Source organism: Pseudomonas spelaei (genome assembly GCF_009724245.1).
Taxonomy (GTDB): Bacteria; Pseudomonadota; Gammaproteobacteria; order Pseudomonadales; family Pseudomonadaceae; genus Aquipseudomonas; species Aquipseudomonas spelaei.
Window position 1 is genome coordinate 101856 of sequence record NZ_WNNK01000008.1, and the last position, 18330, is coordinate 120185.

Genomic DNA, 18330 nt, shown 5'->3' on the forward strand with positions numbered 1-18330 from the left:
CTGCACAGGGGTCGAGGGCACAGTAAGAGAGGGTGGAGCAAAAGTCGGGCCAGCTTTGCACCCAGCCCGATTTGATCAGAACGGATACCGTTGCCGCTCCAGCTCATAGAGCGGTCGTACAAAGGCAAACTCATCGCCAATCTCATCCACCAACGGCTCCAGCGCCTGCAGCGACTGGTTGGCCGCTTCGGTTTCCAGGCGGTGGCATAACTCAACCAGGCGTACCGCCCCCAGGTTGCTGCTACTGCCTTTGAAACTATGGGCAATCTCGCCCAGCACCTTGGTATCCCTGGCCTTGCGCAAGGCTTCGACACGCTCTTGCGAGTCTTCCAGAAAGGTATCCAGCAATGTGCGGTACTCGCCTTCCATGACGTCACGTAGATGCGTCAACACGTCTTTGTCCAGATGATCCACAGCCACTTGCTCTCTCCTTGATCAAGAATCGGCGGATTATGCCAGAGCCTCCCAGCAAAACTCCACGCAGACACTACGCCCTCCGTCTGACCAGTGCACATTGCTACTGAGTTGACGCACCAGGTTCAGGCCACGACCGGACAAGCGGTCGACCTCCTGCGGCTGGGCCAGGACCTTTTCCACATCGAATCCTGCCCCGCTGTCCTCGACACGCAATGTCAGGCAACCGCCCACATCCGTGGGCAACACCTGGATATGCACCCGTACATAACCACGGCTCAATTGCGCCAGGCGCTCATTGCGTTGACGGTAATAATCGGCAAAACCTCTGGCATCGCGCTTGAGGCTTGAGTCCAGGCCCAGCACACCGTGCTCCAGGGCATTGGAATACACCTCGGCCATCACGCTATACAGTGCCCCGCTCTGCCCTCGCAGGCCGTGGATCTCCAGCAGCAGTTGCAGCAAATACGGCAGCGGGTTGTAGTGCTTGAGGGTTTCGGCACGAAACTCGAAACTCACCGACCAATCCAGCGGGCTCGCTTGGCCGCTGTCGGAATAGACCACGGTTGGCGAGCGCACGAGTTGATCGGGCAAGAGGCTGATTTCCACCATGCTGATGTCATCGCGCACCTGCCCGCGAAAACCCGCCAGCGCCTGCTCTATCTCTTCGAACAAACGATCTGGCTGACGATTGGCGGCAAACACCTGCTGCAGGCGCTCGGCACCGAACAACTGCTCATTGGCATCGGCGGTATCGAGCACGCCATCGGACAACAGGAAAATCCGGTCGCCCACGGCCATCGGCCAGACTTCAGTACGATCATCGAAGGCGCCTGCCGACAGCACCCCCAGCGGCAAATGCCGCGACACCAACGGCGTACGCCGCCCGGTTGCCACCTCATGCACATAGCCATCGGGCATGCCACCGCTCCACACCTCTACCACCCGTCGCTCTGTGCTGAGGCACAACAAGGTGGCGCAGCAGAACATGTCCACCGGCAAGATCCGCTTAAGCCGGGCGTTCATTTCCCGCAGGGTTTGCGCCAGGCCGTAGCCCTTGCCGGTCATGCTGTAGAACACTTCCGCCAGGGGCATCGCGCCCACCGCAGCGGGCAAGCCATGCCCGGTGAAGTCCCCCAACAGAACGTGCATATCCCCTGACGGCGTGTACGCCGCCAACAACAAATCACCATTGAACAAGGCATAGGGCGATTGCAGGTAACGGATGTTGGGGGCCGCGTTCAGGCAACCGGAATGGGCAACCTTGTCGAACACCGCCTTGGCGACGCGCTGCTCATGGAGCAGGTAGTCGTGGTGCCGGGCGATCAGGTCCCGTTGGTGCAACACCGTGGCCTGCAAACGGCGCAGGCGATCCATGGCGTTGATCTTCGCCGCCAGAATCACCTGGTTGTAAGGTTTGGGCAGAAAATCGTCGCCACCGGCGTCCAGGCAACGGGCCAGGGCTTCACTCTCGCTCAAGGACGTGAGGAAAATGATCGGTACCAGCGCCTCGCCCGCCAACTGTTTGATTTGCCGGGCGGCTTCAAAACCATCCATCACCGGCATCAGGGCGTCCATCAACACCAGTTGCGGGCGCTCACGGGCGAACACATGCAGCGCCTCCTCGCCATTGCTGGCGGTCAACACGGCATGCCCCTGATGGCGAACGATGGTCGACAGCAACAGCCGGTCGGCCGCGCTGTCTTCGGCGATCAGTACGGTGAGGGTCTCAATGACGGGCGCCAGGGTGCTCAACTGATGTCGAACAGCTTGTCGAAGTTGGAGATGGCGAGGATCTTGCGCACGTCGGAATTGCTGTTAACCACCCGCACCTCGGCGTCATCGCCACCCGCATGATCGCGTAACAGCAGGAGCATGCCCAAGGCAGAACTGTCCACGTAGGTGGTTTCTTTCAAGTCCACCACGTAGGTCTCGGGCACCTTGTAAAACCGCTCATAGGCATCTCGAAAAGCCTGGTGGCTGCCGAAATCGAACCGCCCCTTGACCATGATCGTCAACTTTTTCCCATCCAGGGACACTGCTGAATCAACTGACATGTGACTGCTTCCTTGTCATTGGCAATAGGCACAAGGTTTAGCAGCTCATGGGAAGATCGGCAACCCTGTAGCCGCTGGCGAGGTACGAGGCTGCGATGCGTGTCCGCAGGACCGCCGCCGGGGGTCGCTTCGCAACCCATCGCAGCCTCGTACCTCGTCAGCGGCTACAAGACCGCACGCGGTCAGTAGTGGTCTTGACGCGGCAAACGCTGGGACAGCTCATCCAGCAGCTTCTGCTCGCGTTTGTCTTCCAGCGCCCGGGCTTCGTCGATATAGCGCTGGACCAGCTTACGCAGGCCTTCAACACGCGCATAAGCCTGCTGCCAGCTGTCGCGCGCCTTGTCGAGGTTGGCCTCGTGCCAGGCCAGGCTCTGGCGCTGCTGGCCGACGGCGGTTTCCAGCTGATTGAGGAAGTGCTGGTAGTTCATCAGCCATTGCCCGGAAACGCCTTGGCTGCCGCGACTGATCCACTGTTGCTGGTACTCGCCGCGAAAGCCTTCCAGGTCCCCCAGTTTGCTCTGGGCCAAGCGCACTTGCCCCTGGAAATGTCCCAGGCGCTGGGCGGCGGCGCGCTCGGTGTTTTCGGCCATCTCCACCACAGGCGCAAGGCGGGCGGCGCGACTGGTGGCCATGGCTTAGCCGCCCGGCGCAGGCGCGAAAATCGAGGCCAGGTGTGCCTCACTTTCGGCCATGCTGATGTTGTCGTTCAGGCCCTGGCGCAAGTAGCTCACCAACTGCGGTTGCAGGGCGATTGCCAGGTCGGTCTCACGATCACCGCCAGCCACATACGCGCCGACGCTGATCAGGTCGCGGCTCTGCTGGTAACGCGACCACAACTGCTTGAACTGCTGGGCACGAGTCATGTGCTCGGGCGTGACCACAGACGGCATCACCCGGCTGATGGATGCTTCGATGTCGATGGCCGGGTAGTGCCCCTCCTCCGCCAAACGGCGGGACAGCACGATGTGGCCGTCGAGTACGCCCCGGGCCGAGTCGGCAATCGGATCCTGCTGGTCATCGCCTTCGGACAGCACGGTGTAGAACGCGGTGATGGAACCACCACCCGCCTCGGCGTTACCGGCGCGCTCCACCAGCTTGGGCAGCTTGGCGAACACTGAAGGTGGATAACCCTTGGTGGCCGGCGGCTCGCCGATGGCCAGGGCGATTTCCCGCTGGGCCTGGGCGAAACGGGTCAGGGAGTCCATCAGCAGCAGGACGTTCTTGCCCTTGTCGCGAAAATATTCGGCAATCCGCGTGCAGTACATCGCCGCGCGCAAGCGCATCAGCGGCGCGTCATCCGCCGGCGAGGCGACCACCACGGAGCGCTTGAGGCCTTCTTCGCCGAGGATGTGCTCAATGAATTCCTTCACCTCGCGGCCCCGCTCGCCGATCAGCCCCACCACAATGATGTCGGCCTCGGTAAAGCGCGTCATCATGCCCAGCAGCACACTCTTGCCCACGCCGGTACCGGCAAACAGGCCCAGGCGCTGGCCACGACCGACCGTCAATAAACCGTTGATGCTGCGAATACCCACGTCCAGCGGCACGCTGATAGGGTTGCGCTTGAGGGGGTTGATGGTGGGGCCGTCCATCGGCACCCAGTCTTCGGCCTTCATCCCGCCCTTGCCATCGAGGGCACGCCCGGCGCCATCGAGGACCCGGCCAAGCATGCTCATACCCATGGGCAAGCGGCCGGTATCGGCCAACGGTACAACCCGTGCGCCAGGGGCGATGCCGGCGAGGCTGCCCACGGGCATCAGGAAAATCTTGCTGCCGGAAAAGCCCATGACCTCCGCCTCCACCTGCACCGGGTGGTAGCTGTCGTCGTTGATCACCATGCAGCGACTGCCCATGGCGGCGCGCAGGCCTTCGGCTTCGAGGGTCAGGCCGACCATGCGCAGCAGCCGACCCTCAAGGATCGGCTGGCCAGGCAACTGGGTGGCTTCAGCGTAGCCTCCCAGGCGCTTGGCAAAGCTGGTGCGGTCAAGGCGCATCGGGGATGTCCAGGTCGACGCCTAACTCAAGATGCAGATCCGCCGCCGCCGGATGCAGTGCCTGCTCGTGCAACTGGTCGAAGAGTTTGGCCATGATCTGGCTGACGCGCGTTTCAACCGTTGCATCGATACGGCTGTGTTCGGTTTCCACTCGGCAACCGCCCGGCTGCAACGAAGCGTCTTCGACAATGCGCCAGGTTTCCTCATGACGCTCGCGCAAGGCTTTGACCTGCTCGAAATCCTGGGGATTGATATACAGCCGTACGTTGCCGACGCCCAGAGGCAGCAGCTTGAGGGCTTCACGCATCACACTTTCGATCTGGCTGGAATCCAGCACCAACTCACGCTGGATCACCTGGCGAGTGATGTGCTCCACCAATCCGACCAGGGCCTTTTCAATCTGCGAGTCTTGCTCGGCGATGGGTTCGAACAGGCTGCCCATCAGTGTTTCCAGACTGGCCAGCTTGACGCTCAAGGCGGCGTCAGCTTCCTGACGGACCTTGAGGGTGGTGCTGTGAAAGCCTTCTTTTTCGCCGGTGGCAAAGCCTTCGTTGTAAGCCTCCTGGCGGATGCTTTCGAGCTCTTCCAGGGTCAGTGGCTGGACCTCGTCCAGCGGCACCTCTTCCATCTCTGCCGGTGTTTCTTCCACAGGCTCGGGCTCGGGTTCAGGCTGATGCGGGTCGAAACTGGGCAGCGACCAGACGTCGAACCCGCCGACGTCCCGGGCGCGAATCAGATCGCTGGGCGTCTCATCTTTGTTCGACATGCGCGGCGCCTTAGATCATTTCTTCGCCGCCCTTCCCGCCGAGAACGATTTCTCCGGCTTCGGCCATACGGCGGGCAATGGTGAGGATTTCCTTCTGCGCTGTTTCCACATCGCTGACGCGCACCGGGCCCTTGGCCTCGAGGTCGTCGCGCAACAGTTCGGAAGCCCGCTTGGACATGTTCTTGAAGATCTTCTCCTTGACGCCCTCATCCGAGCCTTTAAGGGCAAGCACCAGCACATCGGAGGAGACTTCGCGCAGCAAGGCCTGAATGCCACGATCGTCGACATCGGACAGGTTGTTGAAGACGAACATGAGGTCTTCGATCTGGCCGGACAGGGTGTCGTCGACTTCGCGGATCGAATCCATCAACTGGCCTTCAATGGCGCTGTCGAGGAAGTTCATGATGTCCGCCGCACGCTTGATACCACCCAGGGTGGTGCGCGAGGCGTTGGAGTTGCCCGAGAATTGCTTCTCGAGAATGGTGTTCAGCTCTTTCAAGGCCGCCGGCTGCACGGTGTTCAGCGACGAGACCCGCAGGATGATGTCCAGGCGCACCTTGTGGTCGAAATGGCCGAGCACTTCACCGGCCTGGTCCGGGTCCAGATAGGCGACAACGATGGCCTGGATCTGAGGGTGCTCGTAGCGGATCACGTCCGCCACGGCCCGCGGCTCCATCCATTTCAGGCTGTCGAGGCCGCTGGTGTTGCCACCCAGCAGGATGCGGTCGATCAGGCCGTTGGCCTTGTCCTCGCCCAGGGCGGAGGTGAGCATCTTGCGGATATAGCTGTCGGAGCCGACGCCGAGGCTGGTCTGGTCGCCGACGATCTCGACGAATTCGCTCATCACCTGTTCGACTTGCTCGCGGTGTACGTTGCGCATTTGCGCCATGGCGACGCCGACCCGCTGGACTTCCTTGGGGCCCATATGGCGCAACACTTGTGCTGCGTCGGTTTCGCCCAGGGACAGCAGCAATACAGCGGCTTTGTCGACCCGGGAGAGCTTGGCAACAGCGGCTCGATCATTCATCTGCGTTAATCCACTCTTTCACGACCTGGGCCACACGACCCGGGTCTTCTGCTACCAGACTCTTGATTGCGTTCAGTTGAGCGTCATAGCCTTCGCTCGGGCTCGGCAACAGGATGCTTTGCGGGCCGCCGAGGCTGACCCGGTCGTTGCGCAGTTCACCATCCAGCCCGCCCATGCCGCCCAACTCGACATCGCTGCCACTCAGGGCCAACTGCTTCTTGCCGTGGCCGGTGATGTTGTTGAGCACCGGACGCAACACGCCAAACACCAGCACCAGGATGAACAGCACGCCCAAGACTTGCTTGACCACATCCCAGAACCACGGTTGAGAGTAGAACGGAATGTCGGCAATCACCTCACCGCGCTCCAGGGAGAACGGCATGTTGATCACGCTGACACTGTCACCACGGCTCGCATCAAAACCGACGGCGTCCTGCACCAGGCGAGTAAAGCGCGCCAATTCGTCGGCGCTCCACGGCGCACGGGTGGTTTCACCGTTGGCCGCGTTGATCTTGACCTGGTCATCCACCACCACCGATACCGACAACCGGTTAATCCGGCCCTGTTGCTGCTTGGTGTGACTGATGGAGCGGTCCAGTTCGAAGTTCTTGGTGGACTGGTTACGCTTGTCCGCAGGGTATGGCGCAAGCATCGGCTGGCCGGTGGCCGGGTCCATGATTTGCTGGCCGTTGGCGTCCAGCAGCGGTTGGCCAGGTTGAATCGCCGCGGCCATAGCGGCTGCGCCACCGGTGGTTTGCGGGGCCGAAGCCGGCGCCGGCGGCTGGTTGCTCAGGGCACCTGGCACACCTTGCGGGCCGTTGGAGGCCGTGCGTTGTTCGCTGGTCGATTGCTCGCTGCGCAAGGCCGGCTGATCGGGGTTGAACTGTTCGGACGTCGACTCGACCGCGCTGAAATCCACGTCGGCGGACACTTCAGCCTTGTAGCGGTCATTGCCCAGCACCGGTTGCAGGATGTTGTGTACCCGTTGGGTCAACATGCTTTCCATGCGACGGCTGTAGTCGAACTGCTTGCCGGCCATGGTCAGGGCAGAGTTTTCCGCCTGGTCGGAGAGCAGGTTGCCCTTCTGGTCGACCACGGTGATTTGCGACTTGCTCAACTCGGGAACGCTGGTGGCCACCAGGTTGATGATCGCCAACACTTGGCCAGGCTCCAGGGAGCGCCCGGAAAACAGCTCTACCAGTACCGAGGCGCTAGGCTTGCGCTCGTCGCGCACAAACACCGAGCTTTTCGGAATCGCCAGGTGCACCCGGGCGCCCTTGACGTTGTTCAGGCTGGAAATGGTCCGTGCCAGTTCGCCTTCCAGGCCGCGACGGTAGCGGGTGGCTTCCATGAACTGGCTGGTGCCCAGGCCCTGGTCCTTGTCGAGGATTTCAAAACCGATGTTCGCATCGCCGGGGGTGACACCGGCCGCAGCCAGTTTCATCCGCGCACGGGCCACGTCATCGGCCTTGACCAGCAAGGCGCCGGAGTTGGGTTCGACGGTGTAGGCGATGTCTGCGGCGGCCAGGGTTTCCATGATCTGCTTGGAATCCATGCCCGCGAGGCTGCCATACAGCGGCCGGTAATCAGGTTGCTGGGACCACAGCACCACGGCAAAACCAATCGCCACGCTGGCGGCCAGGCCGACCATCAGGCCCACCTGACGCAACATGGTCATCTCGGAAAGGTTTTCCAGGAACGACAGGCCGAACAGCGGCGGCTTGCCGTCTGCCTTGGCGGGTGCGTTGTCCACGACTGCTTCTGCCATGACTTAAATCTCGTCCTTAAACCGGCATCTGCATGATGTCTTGATAAGCCTGAACCAGCTTGTTGCGTACCTGGGTCAAGGCTTGGAAGGAAACACTGGCCTTTTGCGAAGCAATCATCACATCGGTCAGGTCCACGCCGCTCTTGCCGATCTCGAAGGCGGTGGCTAACTGCGTGGAAGCTTGCTGGGTGTCGCTGACTTTGTTGATGGCCTGGCCGAGCATGTCGGCAAAATTGCTCTTGCCCAACTCCGGCGCTTCGGCGACGGATTTTGGACGAGCCATCGCATCCATTTGCATGGACCGCATATCCAACATCAACCGATTGAACTCAACACCTTGGCTCATGAACTTCTCTCTCCGACGACCCGCAATTTTTTGACACTACGTCTGCGGTTAGTAGGGTGGTAGCAACAAGGGTGCCAGCTCCGTGGCTAATCGTAAGAAAAGACGACTGATCCTGTCGTCCCAAGTAAATATCAGGTGGCGAAAAGGTAGGCTTCCACATCCATCCCGGCATCGCGCATCTGCGCCAGCTTGTAGCGCAAGGTTCGCGGGCTGATGCCCAGGCGCTCGGCGGCCTCTTTGCGGCGGCCGCGCTCGGAACGCAGGGTATCGATGATCATCTGGAATTCGCGGCGGCGCAGGTCGTCACCCAAGGCGCCAGCCGATTCGGCTGCTGCCGTTTCAACCGGCGCGGTGCTCGCCGCCAGGCTCGGCAGCGGCGCACTATTGCCACCCATGGCCAGGCAGAAGTCCTGAGGCTGAATCAAGCCACCCTGCTGCAAGATCAATGCACGCTGGATCGCATTGTCCAATTCCCGCACATTGCCGGGCCATGGATAACCGATCAGGCAGGCCTGAGCGTCAGCCGACAAGCGCGCCTGGGCGTGCTTCATTTTATTGACGTGCTTGCTCAACAAGCGTTCTGCCAAGGGGATGATATCCGCCGGGCGCTCACGCAGCGGGCGCCAGGCCAGCGGGAACACCGAGAGCCGGTAGAACAGGTCCTCACGGAAACGCCCCGCCGCCACTTCGCCCGCCAGATCACGGTTGGTGGTAGCAACTACACGGATATCCAGCTGGATCGGCTTGCGTGCGCCTACCCGCTCCACTTCGCGCTCTTGCAGCACCCGCAGCAATTTGGCTTGCAGGCCCAGGGGCATCTCCGAGATTTCGTCCAGCAGGATGGTGCCGCCGTCGGCCTGCTCGAACTTGCCGGGCTGCGCCGCAATGGCGCCGGTGAACGAGCCTTTTTCGTGGCCGAACAAGGTGGCTTCGAGCATGTTGTCGGGGATCGCCGCGCAGTTGATCGCGATAAACGGCTGCGTGGCACGATGGGATTGCTGGTGGATGTAACGCGCCAGGACTTCCTTGCCGGTGCCGGACTCGCCGGAGATCAGCACTGTGGAATCGCTGCGCGCCACGCGAGCAGCCAGCTCCAGCAACTGGGCACTGGCCGGCTCAAAGGCAATCGGGCCCTCACCATCGGATATGCCCACAGTACCGAGGGCATGGCGGGCGACCAGCTCGATCAGCGCCTTGGGCTCAAACGGTTTGACCAGGTAATCCGCCGCGCCTTGGCGCATGGCATCCACGGCCCGCTCCACCGCGCCGTGGGCGGTCATCAGCAGTACTGGCAATTGCGGCTGTCGGGCGCGCAACAGGCCCAGCAACTCGTGACCGTCCATGCCTGGCATGTTGACGTCGCTGACCACCAGGCTGAAAGACTCTTGCCCGACCGCCTCAAGGGCCTCTTCGGCCGAGCCGACCGCCCGATAGTCATGGCCGGCCAACAGCAACGTGTCCGCCAGGGCTTCGCGCAGGGCGCGGTCGTCTTCAACCAGTAGAACCTTGATCGCCATTACTTTTACTCCGCGCTTGGCGCGCTTGAAAACAGCGGCAGCGTCATCAATGCGCACGTGCCGCGACCCAACCGGGAATGCAGCTGCAATTCTCCCTGATGCGCACGGGCGACTGCCTTGACCACGGTCAGTCCGAGGCCGGTGCCATTGGTCTTGGTGGTGAAAAAAGGCTCACCCAGGCGTTGCAACACCGCAGGTTCGATCCCGCTGCCGCTGTCGCTGATGCACAGGCGCAGTACTTCGCCACGGCTATACAGATGCACTTTGAGTCGCGCCCCGGGGCCGCTGGCCTGGGTCGCGTTTTCGATCAGGTTGAGCAGCGCGCCCACCAGGGTGTCGCGGTTGCACAGCAACTCGCCCAGGTGACTGTCGCACTGCCAACGCATCGAGACGTCCTGAATATGCGCGGCGGCGGCGGCTTGCAAGGACTGCATCAGGATGGCCGGGGTGACGCGGTCGGTCAGCGGTAGTTCGCCACGGGCAAACACCAGCATGTCGCGCACCTGATGCTCCAATTCGTGCAGACGCTCTTTGAGTCGGCCGGCAAAACGCTGGTGGGTGGCGGCAGGCAATTGTTCATCAGTCAAATGACTGGCGTAGATCAGGGCGGCGGACAACGGCGTACGAATCTGATGTGCCAAGGAAGCAACCATCCGCCCCAGGGACGACAACCGCTCGTGGCGCGCCAACTGATCCTGCAAGTGACGGGTTTCAGTCAGGTCATTGAGCAACACCAACTGCCCGGGCTCGGCATCCAGGGAACGGGTGGCAATGGACAGCCGGCGACCGTCCTTGAGGGACACTTCATGCCCGTCATCTTCGCGGGGAGCGAAGCAACGGCTGATGACGTGGCGCCACAGCTCACCTTCCAGGGGCAGGCCCAGCAAGTCGCAGGCAGTCGGGTTGGCTTCGCGCACACGGCCTTGGTCGTCGATGACGATCACGCCACCGGGCAACAGGTCGAGGAGGTTTTGCAGACGGTTGGCCAGGCGCTCTTTCTCGGCCAGCTCTTCCATGCGCTGGGCACTGACCACCGCCAGCTCGCCTTTGAGCTCCGACACACGGGCTTCCAGCAGGCTGTAGGAGTCGGTCAACTGGCTGGACATCTGATTGAACAGCGAAAACGCCTGCTCAAGTCCAAGCCGGCTGATCTGCTCTACGGAGGGGGCCGGCCCCTGAATGTCAGGGGCCGAAGATAGTTGGGCGGCGTGGGGCATCATGCTCTCTCGCTTGGCTGACCGTCAGTTAAACGGAACGTTGCGAGTGCTGTAGCAATACCCGTGCCTAAAAAAATAGGCTTAGTTTTCAGTCAGTTGAAAAACAGGCGTCAATCATCCGCCTGTTCATCACCTTCACGACGGCTCATGCCGTACTTGCGCATCTTCTCCACCAGGGTGGTACGGCGAATGCGCAGGCGCTCGGCGGCACGCGCCACGATGCCATTGGCGTCGTCCAAGGCTTGCTGGATCAGGCCTTGCTCCAGGCTGCCGAGGTAGTCCTTCAAGTCCAGGCCTTCTGGCGGCAGCATAGCGGTAGCGCCGAAGTCCGGGGTATGACCGTTGATGGCCACCCGCTCTTCCAGGTCGCTGCGCAGGCTGTCCACCAACTGTTCGTCTTCGTCGTCGACGTAGCGGAACTTCTTCGGCAACTCGACCACGCCGATCACCCCATACGGGTGCATGATCGCCATGCGCTCCACCAGGTTGGCCAGCTCGCGAACGTTGCCCGGCCAGCCATGGCGGCACAGGGACATGATTGCCGCCGAGTTGAAACGAATCGAACCACGCTTTTCGTGCTCCATGCGCGAAATCAGCTCGTTCATCAGCAACGGGATGTCTTCGACCCGCTCACGCAGGGGCGCCATCTCGATTGGGAATACGTTGAGACGGTAGTACAGGTCTTCGCGGAAACTGCCGACCTCGATCATGCTTTCGAGGTTCTTGTGGGTGGCGGCAATGATGCGCACATCAACGCTTTGGGTCTTGTTGCTACCCACGCGCTCGAAGGTGCGCTCTTGCAGGACCCGCAGCAGTTTGACCTGCATCGGCAACGGCATGTCGCCGATTTCGTCGAGGAACAGCGTGCCACCGTTGGCCAGCTCAAAACGCCCGGCACGGCTGGTGATCGCCCCGGTAAAGGCGCCCTTCTCGTGGCCGAACAGTTCGCTTTCCAGCAATTCAGCAGGAATCGCCCCGCAGTTGACCGGCACGAATGGCCCGTCGCGGCGCTTGGAGTGATAGTGCAGGTTGCGCGCCACCACTTCCTTGCCGGTGCCGGATTCGCCGAGGATCAGCACGCTGGCGTCGGTGTCGGCCACTTGCTGCATCATCTGGCGCACATGCTGAATGGCGCGGCTGGTGCCGACCAGGCTGCGGAACAGATTGGGTTCGCGGTGACGCCCACGCTCGCGAGCCTGGTCGTACATCTCACGATAGACCTGGGCACGGTGCAGGGAGTCGAGCAATTTGCTGTAGCTGGGAGGCATTTCCAGGTTGGAAAGCACCCGACGGCGCTGGTCTTCCGGAAGGTCCACGGAAGAAATATCACCCATTAGCAACACCGGAAGGAACTCATCCCAGGTTGACAGTGTCTTTAACAGGCCAAGAACTGTTCCAGGAGCGTTTACCGTCCCGATCAGCACACAAATGACTTCGCGGCTCGACGACAACGAGCTGACCGCCTGCTGCCAGTCGTGACTGCCGCAGGGTAGATTTTCTTCGCCAAGAAAATTCAAAATCACCGCTAAATCGCGGCGTCGAACGCTATCGTCATCGATTAGCAGAATTTTGGTTTCACGCCACATGCAATAGCAACTTCCCTAGTAAACTCAAATGCCCTCGAGTCGGGGCAATCTAGAAAGCTGTAGGCATTTACTGCGTTACAGCCATCTGATGTCTGAAAATAGCACTAGTTAAGTCAAAAAAACGTGCACAGTCAAATTTATGACGCGCTATGTTCGGATTAACTGAGCCAGATCAGCCGAACAGATGGTAAACCTTTGACGCATTTTTCGCTTGGTTGATCTGCGACATCTCTTCGAAGATCGCCTGGCGCTCCCCGGTCGTCACCTCAAGCAACTGTTGATAGACCACCAGCAGGCTTTCCAGCTTTTCGCGCAGGGCATCCTCGTCAACCGGCGCTTCATTGAGCACCTCGTCGATCACGCTGCGGCAGCCCATGTCCAGCTCGCCGATGGCGTCCCAGTTACGTTCAGCCAGCGCGCCGATCAGGGCTTCACGGGTTTCATCAATGCGTTGCAGTGCTTGGCTCATGACGTGCTCCTCAAAGCCTGTGGCCTTATTGTGCTGCGCCCGGTGATATCGCGATGGCATCCCAGCCTTCTTTCACGGTAATCAGCAAACGGGCGACTTCGTCGATCATGTCGGCATCGTTGTGCAGATTGGCTTCCATCAAGCGGTTGGTCATGTAGACATACAGACTTTCCAGTTGCTGAACGTATTCCTTGTTGTCGCTTTTTTCCGCATCCAGGCCGTCACGAAGGCCGATGATGATATCGGCGGCCTTTCCAAGCATCAGGCCCTTCTGAGCAATGTCACCGCGCGCCAGGGCACCTTTGGCTTGCGCCATGCGGTCCAGGCCACCCTCCATCAGCAACTGCACCAGGCGATGCGGGCTGGCTTCGGAGATCTGGGCATGGGAATTGACCTTCTGGTATTGGCGAAGGGCTCTCATGGGATTCATGTTTCTACCTCGTGACAGGCAACAGCGAGAAGGGTTGCAGTAACCATTATGTCGACCGGGTCGCAAAAAGCTTTAACCCGCCGGTCTTAGGAAGAACAAAGCCCAGGCTAATAGACCTGGGCTTTTTCATGCGCAGTCAATCAGTTGCTGCTTTTCGAGTTACTGATCGCACTGAGCGTGCCGAGGATGCTGTTGCTCTGCTGGCGCAACTGCGCCACCAGCGTATCCATGGCGGTGTACTTGCGGGTCAAGGCATCTTGCATCGTCGTGAGACGCTCATCCAGATCAGTCTGTTGCTTGGTCAGGTCTTTCAGGCTGTCGGCCAACGACGTCGTGCGCGTCGCCAGAATCCCGGTAGTGGGCTTGGCATAGGCATCGGTAGCCGCCGTCAGCCGCGCCAGCAAACCGGTCTTGCCGCTGAAGATACTGTTGATATCAGCCGCATTGGTCAGCACAGCCTTATCCCACTGCTTGCTGTCGATGCTCAGCGCGCCGGTGTCCTGGTCGGTCGTGACGCCAAATTGCGCCAGGGACTTCAAGGTACCGTTGCCGGACAGCGCGTTGAACTCGTTGCGGATCGCCCCCTGCAGGGTGCGCATGGTCGAATCGCCGGTCAGGGTCGCCGCGATGGAGTTACCTGCAGCATCCTTGGTGACCTTGGTCTCGGCGTTCATGGCCTTGAGCAGGGCGTTGTAGCTGTCGACAAAGCCCTTGACCCCGGACTTGAGTGCGGTGGTGCTGGTGGTAACCGAAATGGTCATGGCCGTACGATTCGGGTTTGTTGTATTCGGATCGTTAGGAATGACCGTAGGCGACAGCGACAGCAATTTGATGCTCACGCCACTCACAGCATCCGTGATGTTATTGGTCTTGGATTCCGCAGCAATACCATCGATGGTGTACTTGGCATTCTGCGGTTGGTCCACGACCGTGTAGCCGGTATCAATCCCGGAATTGCCCGACATCGCCAGGTCCGAACCGACCCCGGCAGTGGTGGACGTCAAGATCAGACGCGAACCGTTGGAGTCGGTGAGGATGTTGGCACTCAGGCCGGCGGTGCCGAACTGCGAGTTGATCGAATCACGCACCTGTTGCAGGGTCGCGCCCGCCGGAACACTCAGGTCAAAGTTCTTGCCCGACTGCGAGATGGTCAGCGTCGTAGCCTTATCGGTCTTGTTGACGATCGTTGATTGGCCACCAGGGAAACTGGTGGTCGACAGCTTTGAAGGCTTCGCCAACTGATTGACCACCAGCGAGAAGCTACCGTTGGCCGCCCCCTGGTTAGCCGTCATGGTCGCGACCTTTTCATCCGAAGACGTGCCGGTCAAACCACTGAAGCTGTTGTCGGTACCCATGCTGGTCAGCGCACCACGGAAGGCGTCCAGGGCAGCCTGGATCTTGCCGATTGATGACAGCTGAGTGGTTGCCTTTTGCGACTGAGTGTTGATCTGAGCCTGTTTCGGCGCTCGCTCGGCATCCACCAGGGACTTCACAATCGCTTGGGTGTCGAAGCCCGACCCCACGCCAGTAATCGTTGTACCTGCCATCATCCTTCTCCTATTTCGGTGGCTGCCGTTATCTTGACGAACATCGCTTCAAGCGGTAACAGCAACAAGTTTCATGCCAGCTCAAGCCTTGCCGTCAAACAACACATGACTGGCACTGGCCAGGTTTTGCGCCAGCTTCAAAGCTGTTTCCGAGGGAATCTGGCGGATCACTTCACCGGTGTCGGTGGCAATGACCTTGACCACAACCCTATGGGTGGAATCATCAATGGAAAAATCCAGATTGCGCTGGGCCGCTTGTACGAATTCTTTAATATCGGTGACCGCTTTTTCCAGATCGTCCCGCTGGGACTTCTCTGCGGTTGGCGCCACCGCTTCAACCTTGGTCTTGTCTTTGTCCGCAACCACCGGTGTCACGGCGCCTTGAGGGATCAATGGCGGATAAGACAAGTTCAGCTTTACGTTCATGTCCATGACCAATCTCCTCTGATTGGAAAAGACAAAAGGGCACGTAAACGCGCCCTTCCGTCAGTTACCAATCGCCGTGATTACTGAAGCAGCTTCAGTACAGCAGATGGCAGTTGGTTAGCTTGCGACAGGATCGCAGTGGAAGCCGACTGCAGGGTTTGCTGCTTGGTCAGTTCAGCAGCTTCGGAAGCGAAGTCAACGTCCTGGATAGTACTACGGGCAGCGGTGGTGTTTTTCTGGATGTTGGACAGGTTGTCTACAGTGCTGGTCAGACGGTTCTGAACAGCACCCAGGCCCGAACGGGAGCTGGAGATGGTAGCGATAGCCTGGTCGATTACGGAAACAGCGTTCTGAGCCTTGGTGGCGTCGGTCACGTCGGTCTGCGAAACAGCAACTTTGGCGGAGGCAGCGGAAGTCGCGGCACCGAAGATACCCGTCACACCAGCGCCTTCCAGGGAGTAGCCCTTGGAGGAGTTCATGTTGACAGCACCGGTAGCGATCAGGCCATCGGCCAGGGCAACGCCAGCACCGTAAGCACCGGAACCATCTTTAGTCGCAACAGTGATCGAACCAGGAGCGGTCGAAGCGCTGAAGGCCAGGTTTTCGCCGGTGTCAGACTTAACCGACAGAGTGCCTTTGGATTGGTCGTAGTTGACGCTGATACCCAGTTTGGCCGAGTTCGACTTCAGTTGGTCAGCCAGGCTGGCGGTATCGGTCACACCAACGAACGTGGTGGCTTGGCCGCCAACGGTCATGGTGAACGAGGCCGGAGCGGTTGCAGCGGCAGCGCCGACAACGAACTGAGCTTCAGTGCTGGCAGTAGCACTCAGGCCACCGACGGCGCCGTTGAGCTGTGCAGCGATGGTTTTAGCGGAAGCTGCGGCAGCGACAGTAACGCTGGCAGTCTGGCCATTACCGGTAACAGCGATCGCGCCGCCAGCAACACCCGTAGCGCTTGGAGCGATACCCAGGCTATTGATCTGCTGCGAACCAATATTGTTGGCTGCAACGTTGTCCAGGCTCAGGTTGATGGTTTCGTTAGCGTTGGCGCCAACCTGGATGGCTTTGGTGCCGTACGAACCGTCCAGCAGTTTCTGGCCACCGAAAGTGGTGGTCTGGGAAATACGGGTCAGTTCCGAAGTCAGCGCCTGGTATTCGTCGTTGTTCGACTTACGGTCGTCGGTGCTCAGGGAGCCAGTAGCCGAGGACAGGGCCAGGGTACGCATTTTTTGCAGAATGTCGGTCGAAGCCTGCATTGCGCCTTCAGCGGTCTGCGCGATGGAGATGCCATCGTTGGCGTTTTTTACTGCTTGACCCAGGCCGTTGATCTGGCTGGTCATGCGGTTGGAAATACCCAGGCCGGCAGCGTCGTCTTTAGCGCTGTTGATACGCAGGCCGGAAGACAGGCGCTGCATGGAAGTGGCCAGGGCGCCGCCAGCTTTGTTCAGGTTGCCCTGAGTCGTGATCGAAGCAATGTTGGTGTTTACTGTTAAAGCCATGACGAAATCCTCGTTGGATGGATACTGCGGCTTCCGGCCCTGGCAACCGCCGGGTGTGGCCTGAGAACCTTCGTAATAGTTATCGTCGGAGTAGCCGGTTGCTTGAGTGTTTTTTTGATTTTTTTTACTAGCCCCGTGCCACTGCTTGTAATTCAAGGGTTTACGGTGACCCAAAACTCCGGATTCATTGGCTTTTTTGGCACCCAATAAAAAACGCCGATGATCTTTCGATCATCGGCGTTTTTTGCTCAGCCTATTAGGGTGTCACGGGCGATAGAGAATCGCCGAGCCCCAGGACAGGCCTACGCCAAAACCGCTGATTGCCACGCGCTTCCACGCCGCATCCATCACGTGCTTTTCCAGCAGCAGCGGAATGCTCGACGACACGGTGTTACCGGTCTCGACCATGTCCTTGATGAACTTGTCCACCGGCGCATCTTCAAAACGTCGCGCCACGGCGTCGACAATCGCCGCACTGCCCTGGTGGATGCAGAACGCATCGATATCATCGGCTTTGAGGTTCGACTCATTGAGCAGCTCGTGCAAATGCGCCGGAACCTTGAGCAGGGCGAAGTTGAATACCTGGCGGCCGTTCATGAAGAACACGCCGTCGCTGACCTTAAGGTGTGGTGCGCCGGAACCGTCAGTGCCGAACTTGGACTTGCCGAGCAACCACGGAGCGTCTTCACCCATCCAGGTGGCGGTGGCAGCATCGCCAAACAACATGGTGGTGTTGCGGTCTTCCGGGTCGACGATCTTCGAATACGGGTCGGCCGTGATCAGCAGGCCATTTTTCAGGCCGGCGGCTTCCATGAAACCTTTCATGGCATAGATGCCGTATACATAGCCGGAGCAACCCAGAGAGATATCGAACGCTGCCACATGGGTCGGCAGACCCAGTTTGTCCTGGACGATAGCTGCGGTGTGGGGCAGCCCCTCTTCGTCGCCGTTCTGGGTGACGACGATCAACGCATCAATGGACTCGCGCTTCAGGTCCGGGTTATTGGCAAACAAAGCGTTGACCGCCTCGACACACAGATCGGAGGTTTCCTGCGCGGCTTCCTTGCGCGGCAGGAACGCCGAACCGATTTTGCCAATGATGAACTCTTCATCCTTGGCGAACTTGGCACCCTGGGCGTAGTTATCGATCCCGTCTGCCGGCACGTAACTGGCGATGCTTTTTATGCCAATCATTGTGGCTTCCCAATACTAAATAGCTGGAGAACACCCCGCGAACTGCCTCGGGGGTGCTGACAATAAAGGGGAT

Annotated in this window: 18 protein-coding genes; all 18 read right to left on the bottom strand. The window is 59.9% G+C overall.

Features of this window, described 5'->3' with window-relative positions:
• Positions 1-75 precede the first annotated feature (75 nt).
• The gene (locus tag GNF76_RS11610; protein ID WP_178123288.1) at positions 76-420 is read right to left on the bottom strand and encodes an Hpt domain-containing protein; all 345 of its coding nucleotides are present in this window, start codon (positions 418-420) and stop codon (positions 76-78) included.
• A gap of 30 nt (positions 421-450) precedes the next feature.
• The gene (locus GNF76_RS11615) at positions 451-2169 is read right to left on the bottom strand and encodes a fused response regulator/phosphatase (RefSeq protein ID WP_155583293.1); all 1719 of its coding nucleotides are present in this window, start codon (positions 2167-2169) and stop codon (positions 451-453) included.
• Positions 2166-2471 (bottom strand): STAS domain-containing protein, encoded by a 306-nt coding sequence (locus tag GNF76_RS11620; RefSeq protein ID WP_155583294.1) that lies wholly within the window; start codon positions 2469-2471, stop codon positions 2166-2168. Before GNF76_RS11620 ends, GNF76_RS11615 begins: the two co-directional genes overlap by 4 nt.
• A gap of 182 nt (positions 2472-2653) precedes the next feature.
• Positions 2654-3103, bottom strand: coding sequence for a flagellar export protein FliJ (fliJ, locus tag GNF76_RS11625; protein WP_155583295.1), 450 nt, complete (start codon positions 3101-3103; stop codon positions 2654-2656).
• A 3-nt stretch (positions 3104-3106) separates the two neighbouring features.
• Complete coding sequence (gene fliI, locus GNF76_RS11630; protein WP_155583296.1) at positions 3107-4465, bottom strand: flagellar protein export ATPase FliI; 1359 nt, start codon at positions 4463-4465, stop codon at positions 3107-3109.
• Complete coding sequence (gene fliH / locus GNF76_RS11635) at positions 4455-5231, bottom strand: flagellar assembly protein FliH (protein WP_155583297.1); 777 nt, start codon at positions 5229-5231, stop codon at positions 4455-4457. Before fliH ends, fliI begins: the two co-directional genes overlap by 11 nt.
• A gap of 10 nt (positions 5232-5241) precedes the next feature.
• Positions 5242-6258: a flagellar motor switch protein FliG gene (gene fliG / locus GNF76_RS11640; RefSeq protein WP_155583298.1), complete on the bottom strand. Its 1017-nt coding sequence runs from the start codon at positions 6256-6258 to the stop codon at positions 5242-5244.
• Complete coding sequence (fliF, locus tag GNF76_RS11645; RefSeq protein WP_155583299.1) at positions 6251-8026, bottom strand: flagellar basal-body MS-ring/collar protein FliF; 1776 nt, start codon at positions 8024-8026, stop codon at positions 6251-6253. Before fliF ends, fliG begins: the two co-directional genes overlap by 8 nt.
• Before the next feature lie 16 nt (positions 8027-8042).
• Positions 8043-8372 carry a flagellar hook-basal body complex protein FliE gene (fliE, locus tag GNF76_RS11650; RefSeq protein WP_155583300.1) on the bottom strand — a complete coding sequence of 110 codons (330 nt, stop codon included), beginning with the start codon at positions 8370-8372 and terminating at the stop codon, positions 8043-8045.
• A gap of 131 nt (positions 8373-8503) precedes the next feature.
• Positions 8504-9889, bottom strand: a complete 1386-nt coding sequence (locus GNF76_RS11655; RefSeq protein ID WP_155583301.1) for a sigma-54-dependent transcriptional regulator — start codon at positions 9887-9889, stop codon at positions 8504-8506.
• A gap of 5 nt (positions 9890-9894) precedes the next feature.
• Positions 9895-11106: a sensor histidine kinase gene (locus GNF76_RS11660; protein ID WP_155583409.1), complete on the bottom strand. Its 1212-nt coding sequence runs from the start codon at positions 11104-11106 to the stop codon at positions 9895-9897.
• Positions 11107-11216: 110 nt separating this feature from the next.
• Positions 11217-12692, bottom strand: a complete 1476-nt coding sequence (locus GNF76_RS11665; protein ID WP_155583302.1) for a sigma-54 dependent transcriptional regulator — start codon at positions 12690-12692, stop codon at positions 11217-11219.
• A 172-nt stretch (positions 12693-12864) separates the two neighbouring features.
• Positions 12865-13161 (bottom strand): flagellar protein FliT, encoded by a 297-nt coding sequence (gene fliT, locus GNF76_RS11670; RefSeq protein ID WP_155583303.1) that lies wholly within the window; start codon positions 13159-13161, stop codon positions 12865-12867.
• Between the two features lie 25 nt (positions 13162-13186).
• The gene (gene fliS / locus GNF76_RS11675; protein WP_155583304.1) at positions 13187-13591 is read right to left on the bottom strand and encodes a flagellar export chaperone FliS; all 405 of its coding nucleotides are present in this window, start codon (positions 13589-13591) and stop codon (positions 13187-13189) included.
• 140 nt (positions 13592-13731) lie between these two features.
• Positions 13732-15138 carry a flagellar filament capping protein FliD gene (fliD, locus tag GNF76_RS11680; protein ID WP_155583305.1) on the bottom strand — a complete coding sequence of 469 codons (1407 nt, stop codon included), beginning with the start codon at positions 15136-15138 and terminating at the stop codon, positions 13732-13734.
• A gap of 81 nt (positions 15139-15219) precedes the next feature.
• The gene (locus GNF76_RS11685; protein ID WP_155583306.1) at positions 15220-15570 is read right to left on the bottom strand and encodes a flagellar protein FlaG; all 351 of its coding nucleotides are present in this window, start codon (positions 15568-15570) and stop codon (positions 15220-15222) included.
• Positions 15571-15644: 74 nt separating this feature from the next.
• The gene (locus tag GNF76_RS11690) at positions 15645-17063 is read right to left on the bottom strand and encodes a flagellin N-terminal helical domain-containing protein (RefSeq protein WP_155583307.1); all 1419 of its coding nucleotides are present in this window, start codon (positions 17061-17063) and stop codon (positions 15645-15647) included.
• 264 nt (positions 17064-17327) lie between these two features.
• On the bottom strand, positions 17328-18257 hold the full coding sequence (locus tag GNF76_RS11695) for a ketoacyl-ACP synthase III (protein WP_155583308.1): 930 nt from the start codon (positions 18255-18257) through the stop codon (positions 17328-17330).
• Positions 18258-18330 lie beyond the last annotated feature (73 nt).

Excerpts from the sequence above, each read along its gene's own strand:
- fliS (WP_155583304.1), bottom strand. The coding sequence starts at position 13,591 with ATGAATCCCATGAGAGCCCTTCGCCAATACCAGAAGGTCAATTCCCAT.
- GNF76_RS11690 (WP_155583307.1), bottom strand. The coding sequence starts at position 17,063 with ATGGCTTTAACAGTAAACACCAACATTGCTTCGATCACGACTCAGGGC.
- GNF76_RS11660 (WP_155583409.1), bottom strand. The coding sequence starts at position 11,106 with ATGCCCCACGCCGCCCAACTATCTTCGGCCCCTGACATTCAGGGGCCG.
- GNF76_RS11665 (WP_155583302.1), bottom strand. The coding sequence starts at position 12,692 with ATGTGGCGTGAAACCAAAATTCTGCTAATCGATGACGATAGCGTTCGA.
- fliJ (WP_155583295.1), bottom strand. The coding sequence starts at position 3,103 with ATGGCCACCAGTCGCGCCGCCCGCCTTGCGCCTGTGGTGGAGATGGCC.
- fliH (WP_155583297.1), bottom strand. The coding sequence starts at position 5,231 with ATGTCGAACAAAGATGAGACGCCCAGCGATCTGATTCGCGCCCGGGAC.
- GNF76_RS11685 (WP_155583306.1), bottom strand. The coding sequence starts at position 15,570 with ATGGACATGAACGTAAAGCTGAACTTGTCTTATCCGCCATTGATCCCT.
- fliT (WP_155583303.1), bottom strand. The coding sequence starts at position 13,161 with ATGAGCCAAGCACTGCAACGCATTGATGAAACCCGTGAAGCCCTGATC.
- fliG (WP_155583298.1), bottom strand. The coding sequence starts at position 6,258 with ATGAATGATCGAGCCGCTGTTGCCAAGCTCTCCCGGGTCGACAAAGCC.
- GNF76_RS11655 (WP_155583301.1), bottom strand. The coding sequence starts at position 9,889 with ATGGCGATCAAGGTTCTACTGGTTGAAGACGACCGCGCCCTGCGCGAA.
- fliE (WP_155583300.1), bottom strand. The coding sequence starts at position 8,372 with ATGAGCCAAGGTGTTGAGTTCAATCGGTTGATGTTGGATATGCGGTCC.
- fliF (WP_155583299.1), bottom strand. The coding sequence starts at position 8,026 with ATGGCAGAAGCAGTCGTGGACAACGCACCCGCCAAGGCAGACGGCAAG.
- GNF76_RS11620 (WP_155583294.1), bottom strand. The coding sequence starts at position 2,471 with ATGTCAGTTGATTCAGCAGTGTCCCTGGATGGGAAAAAGTTGACGATC.
- fliD (WP_155583305.1), bottom strand. The coding sequence starts at position 15,138 with ATGGCAGGTACAACGATTACTGGCGTGGGGTCGGGCTTCGACACCCAA.
- fliI (WP_155583296.1), bottom strand. The coding sequence starts at position 4,465 with ATGCGCCTTGACCGCACCAGCTTTGCCAAGCGCCTGGGAGGCTACGCT.
- GNF76_RS11695 (WP_155583308.1), bottom strand. The coding sequence starts at position 18,257 with ATGATTGGCATAAAAAGCATCGCCAGTTACGTGCCGGCAGACGGGATC.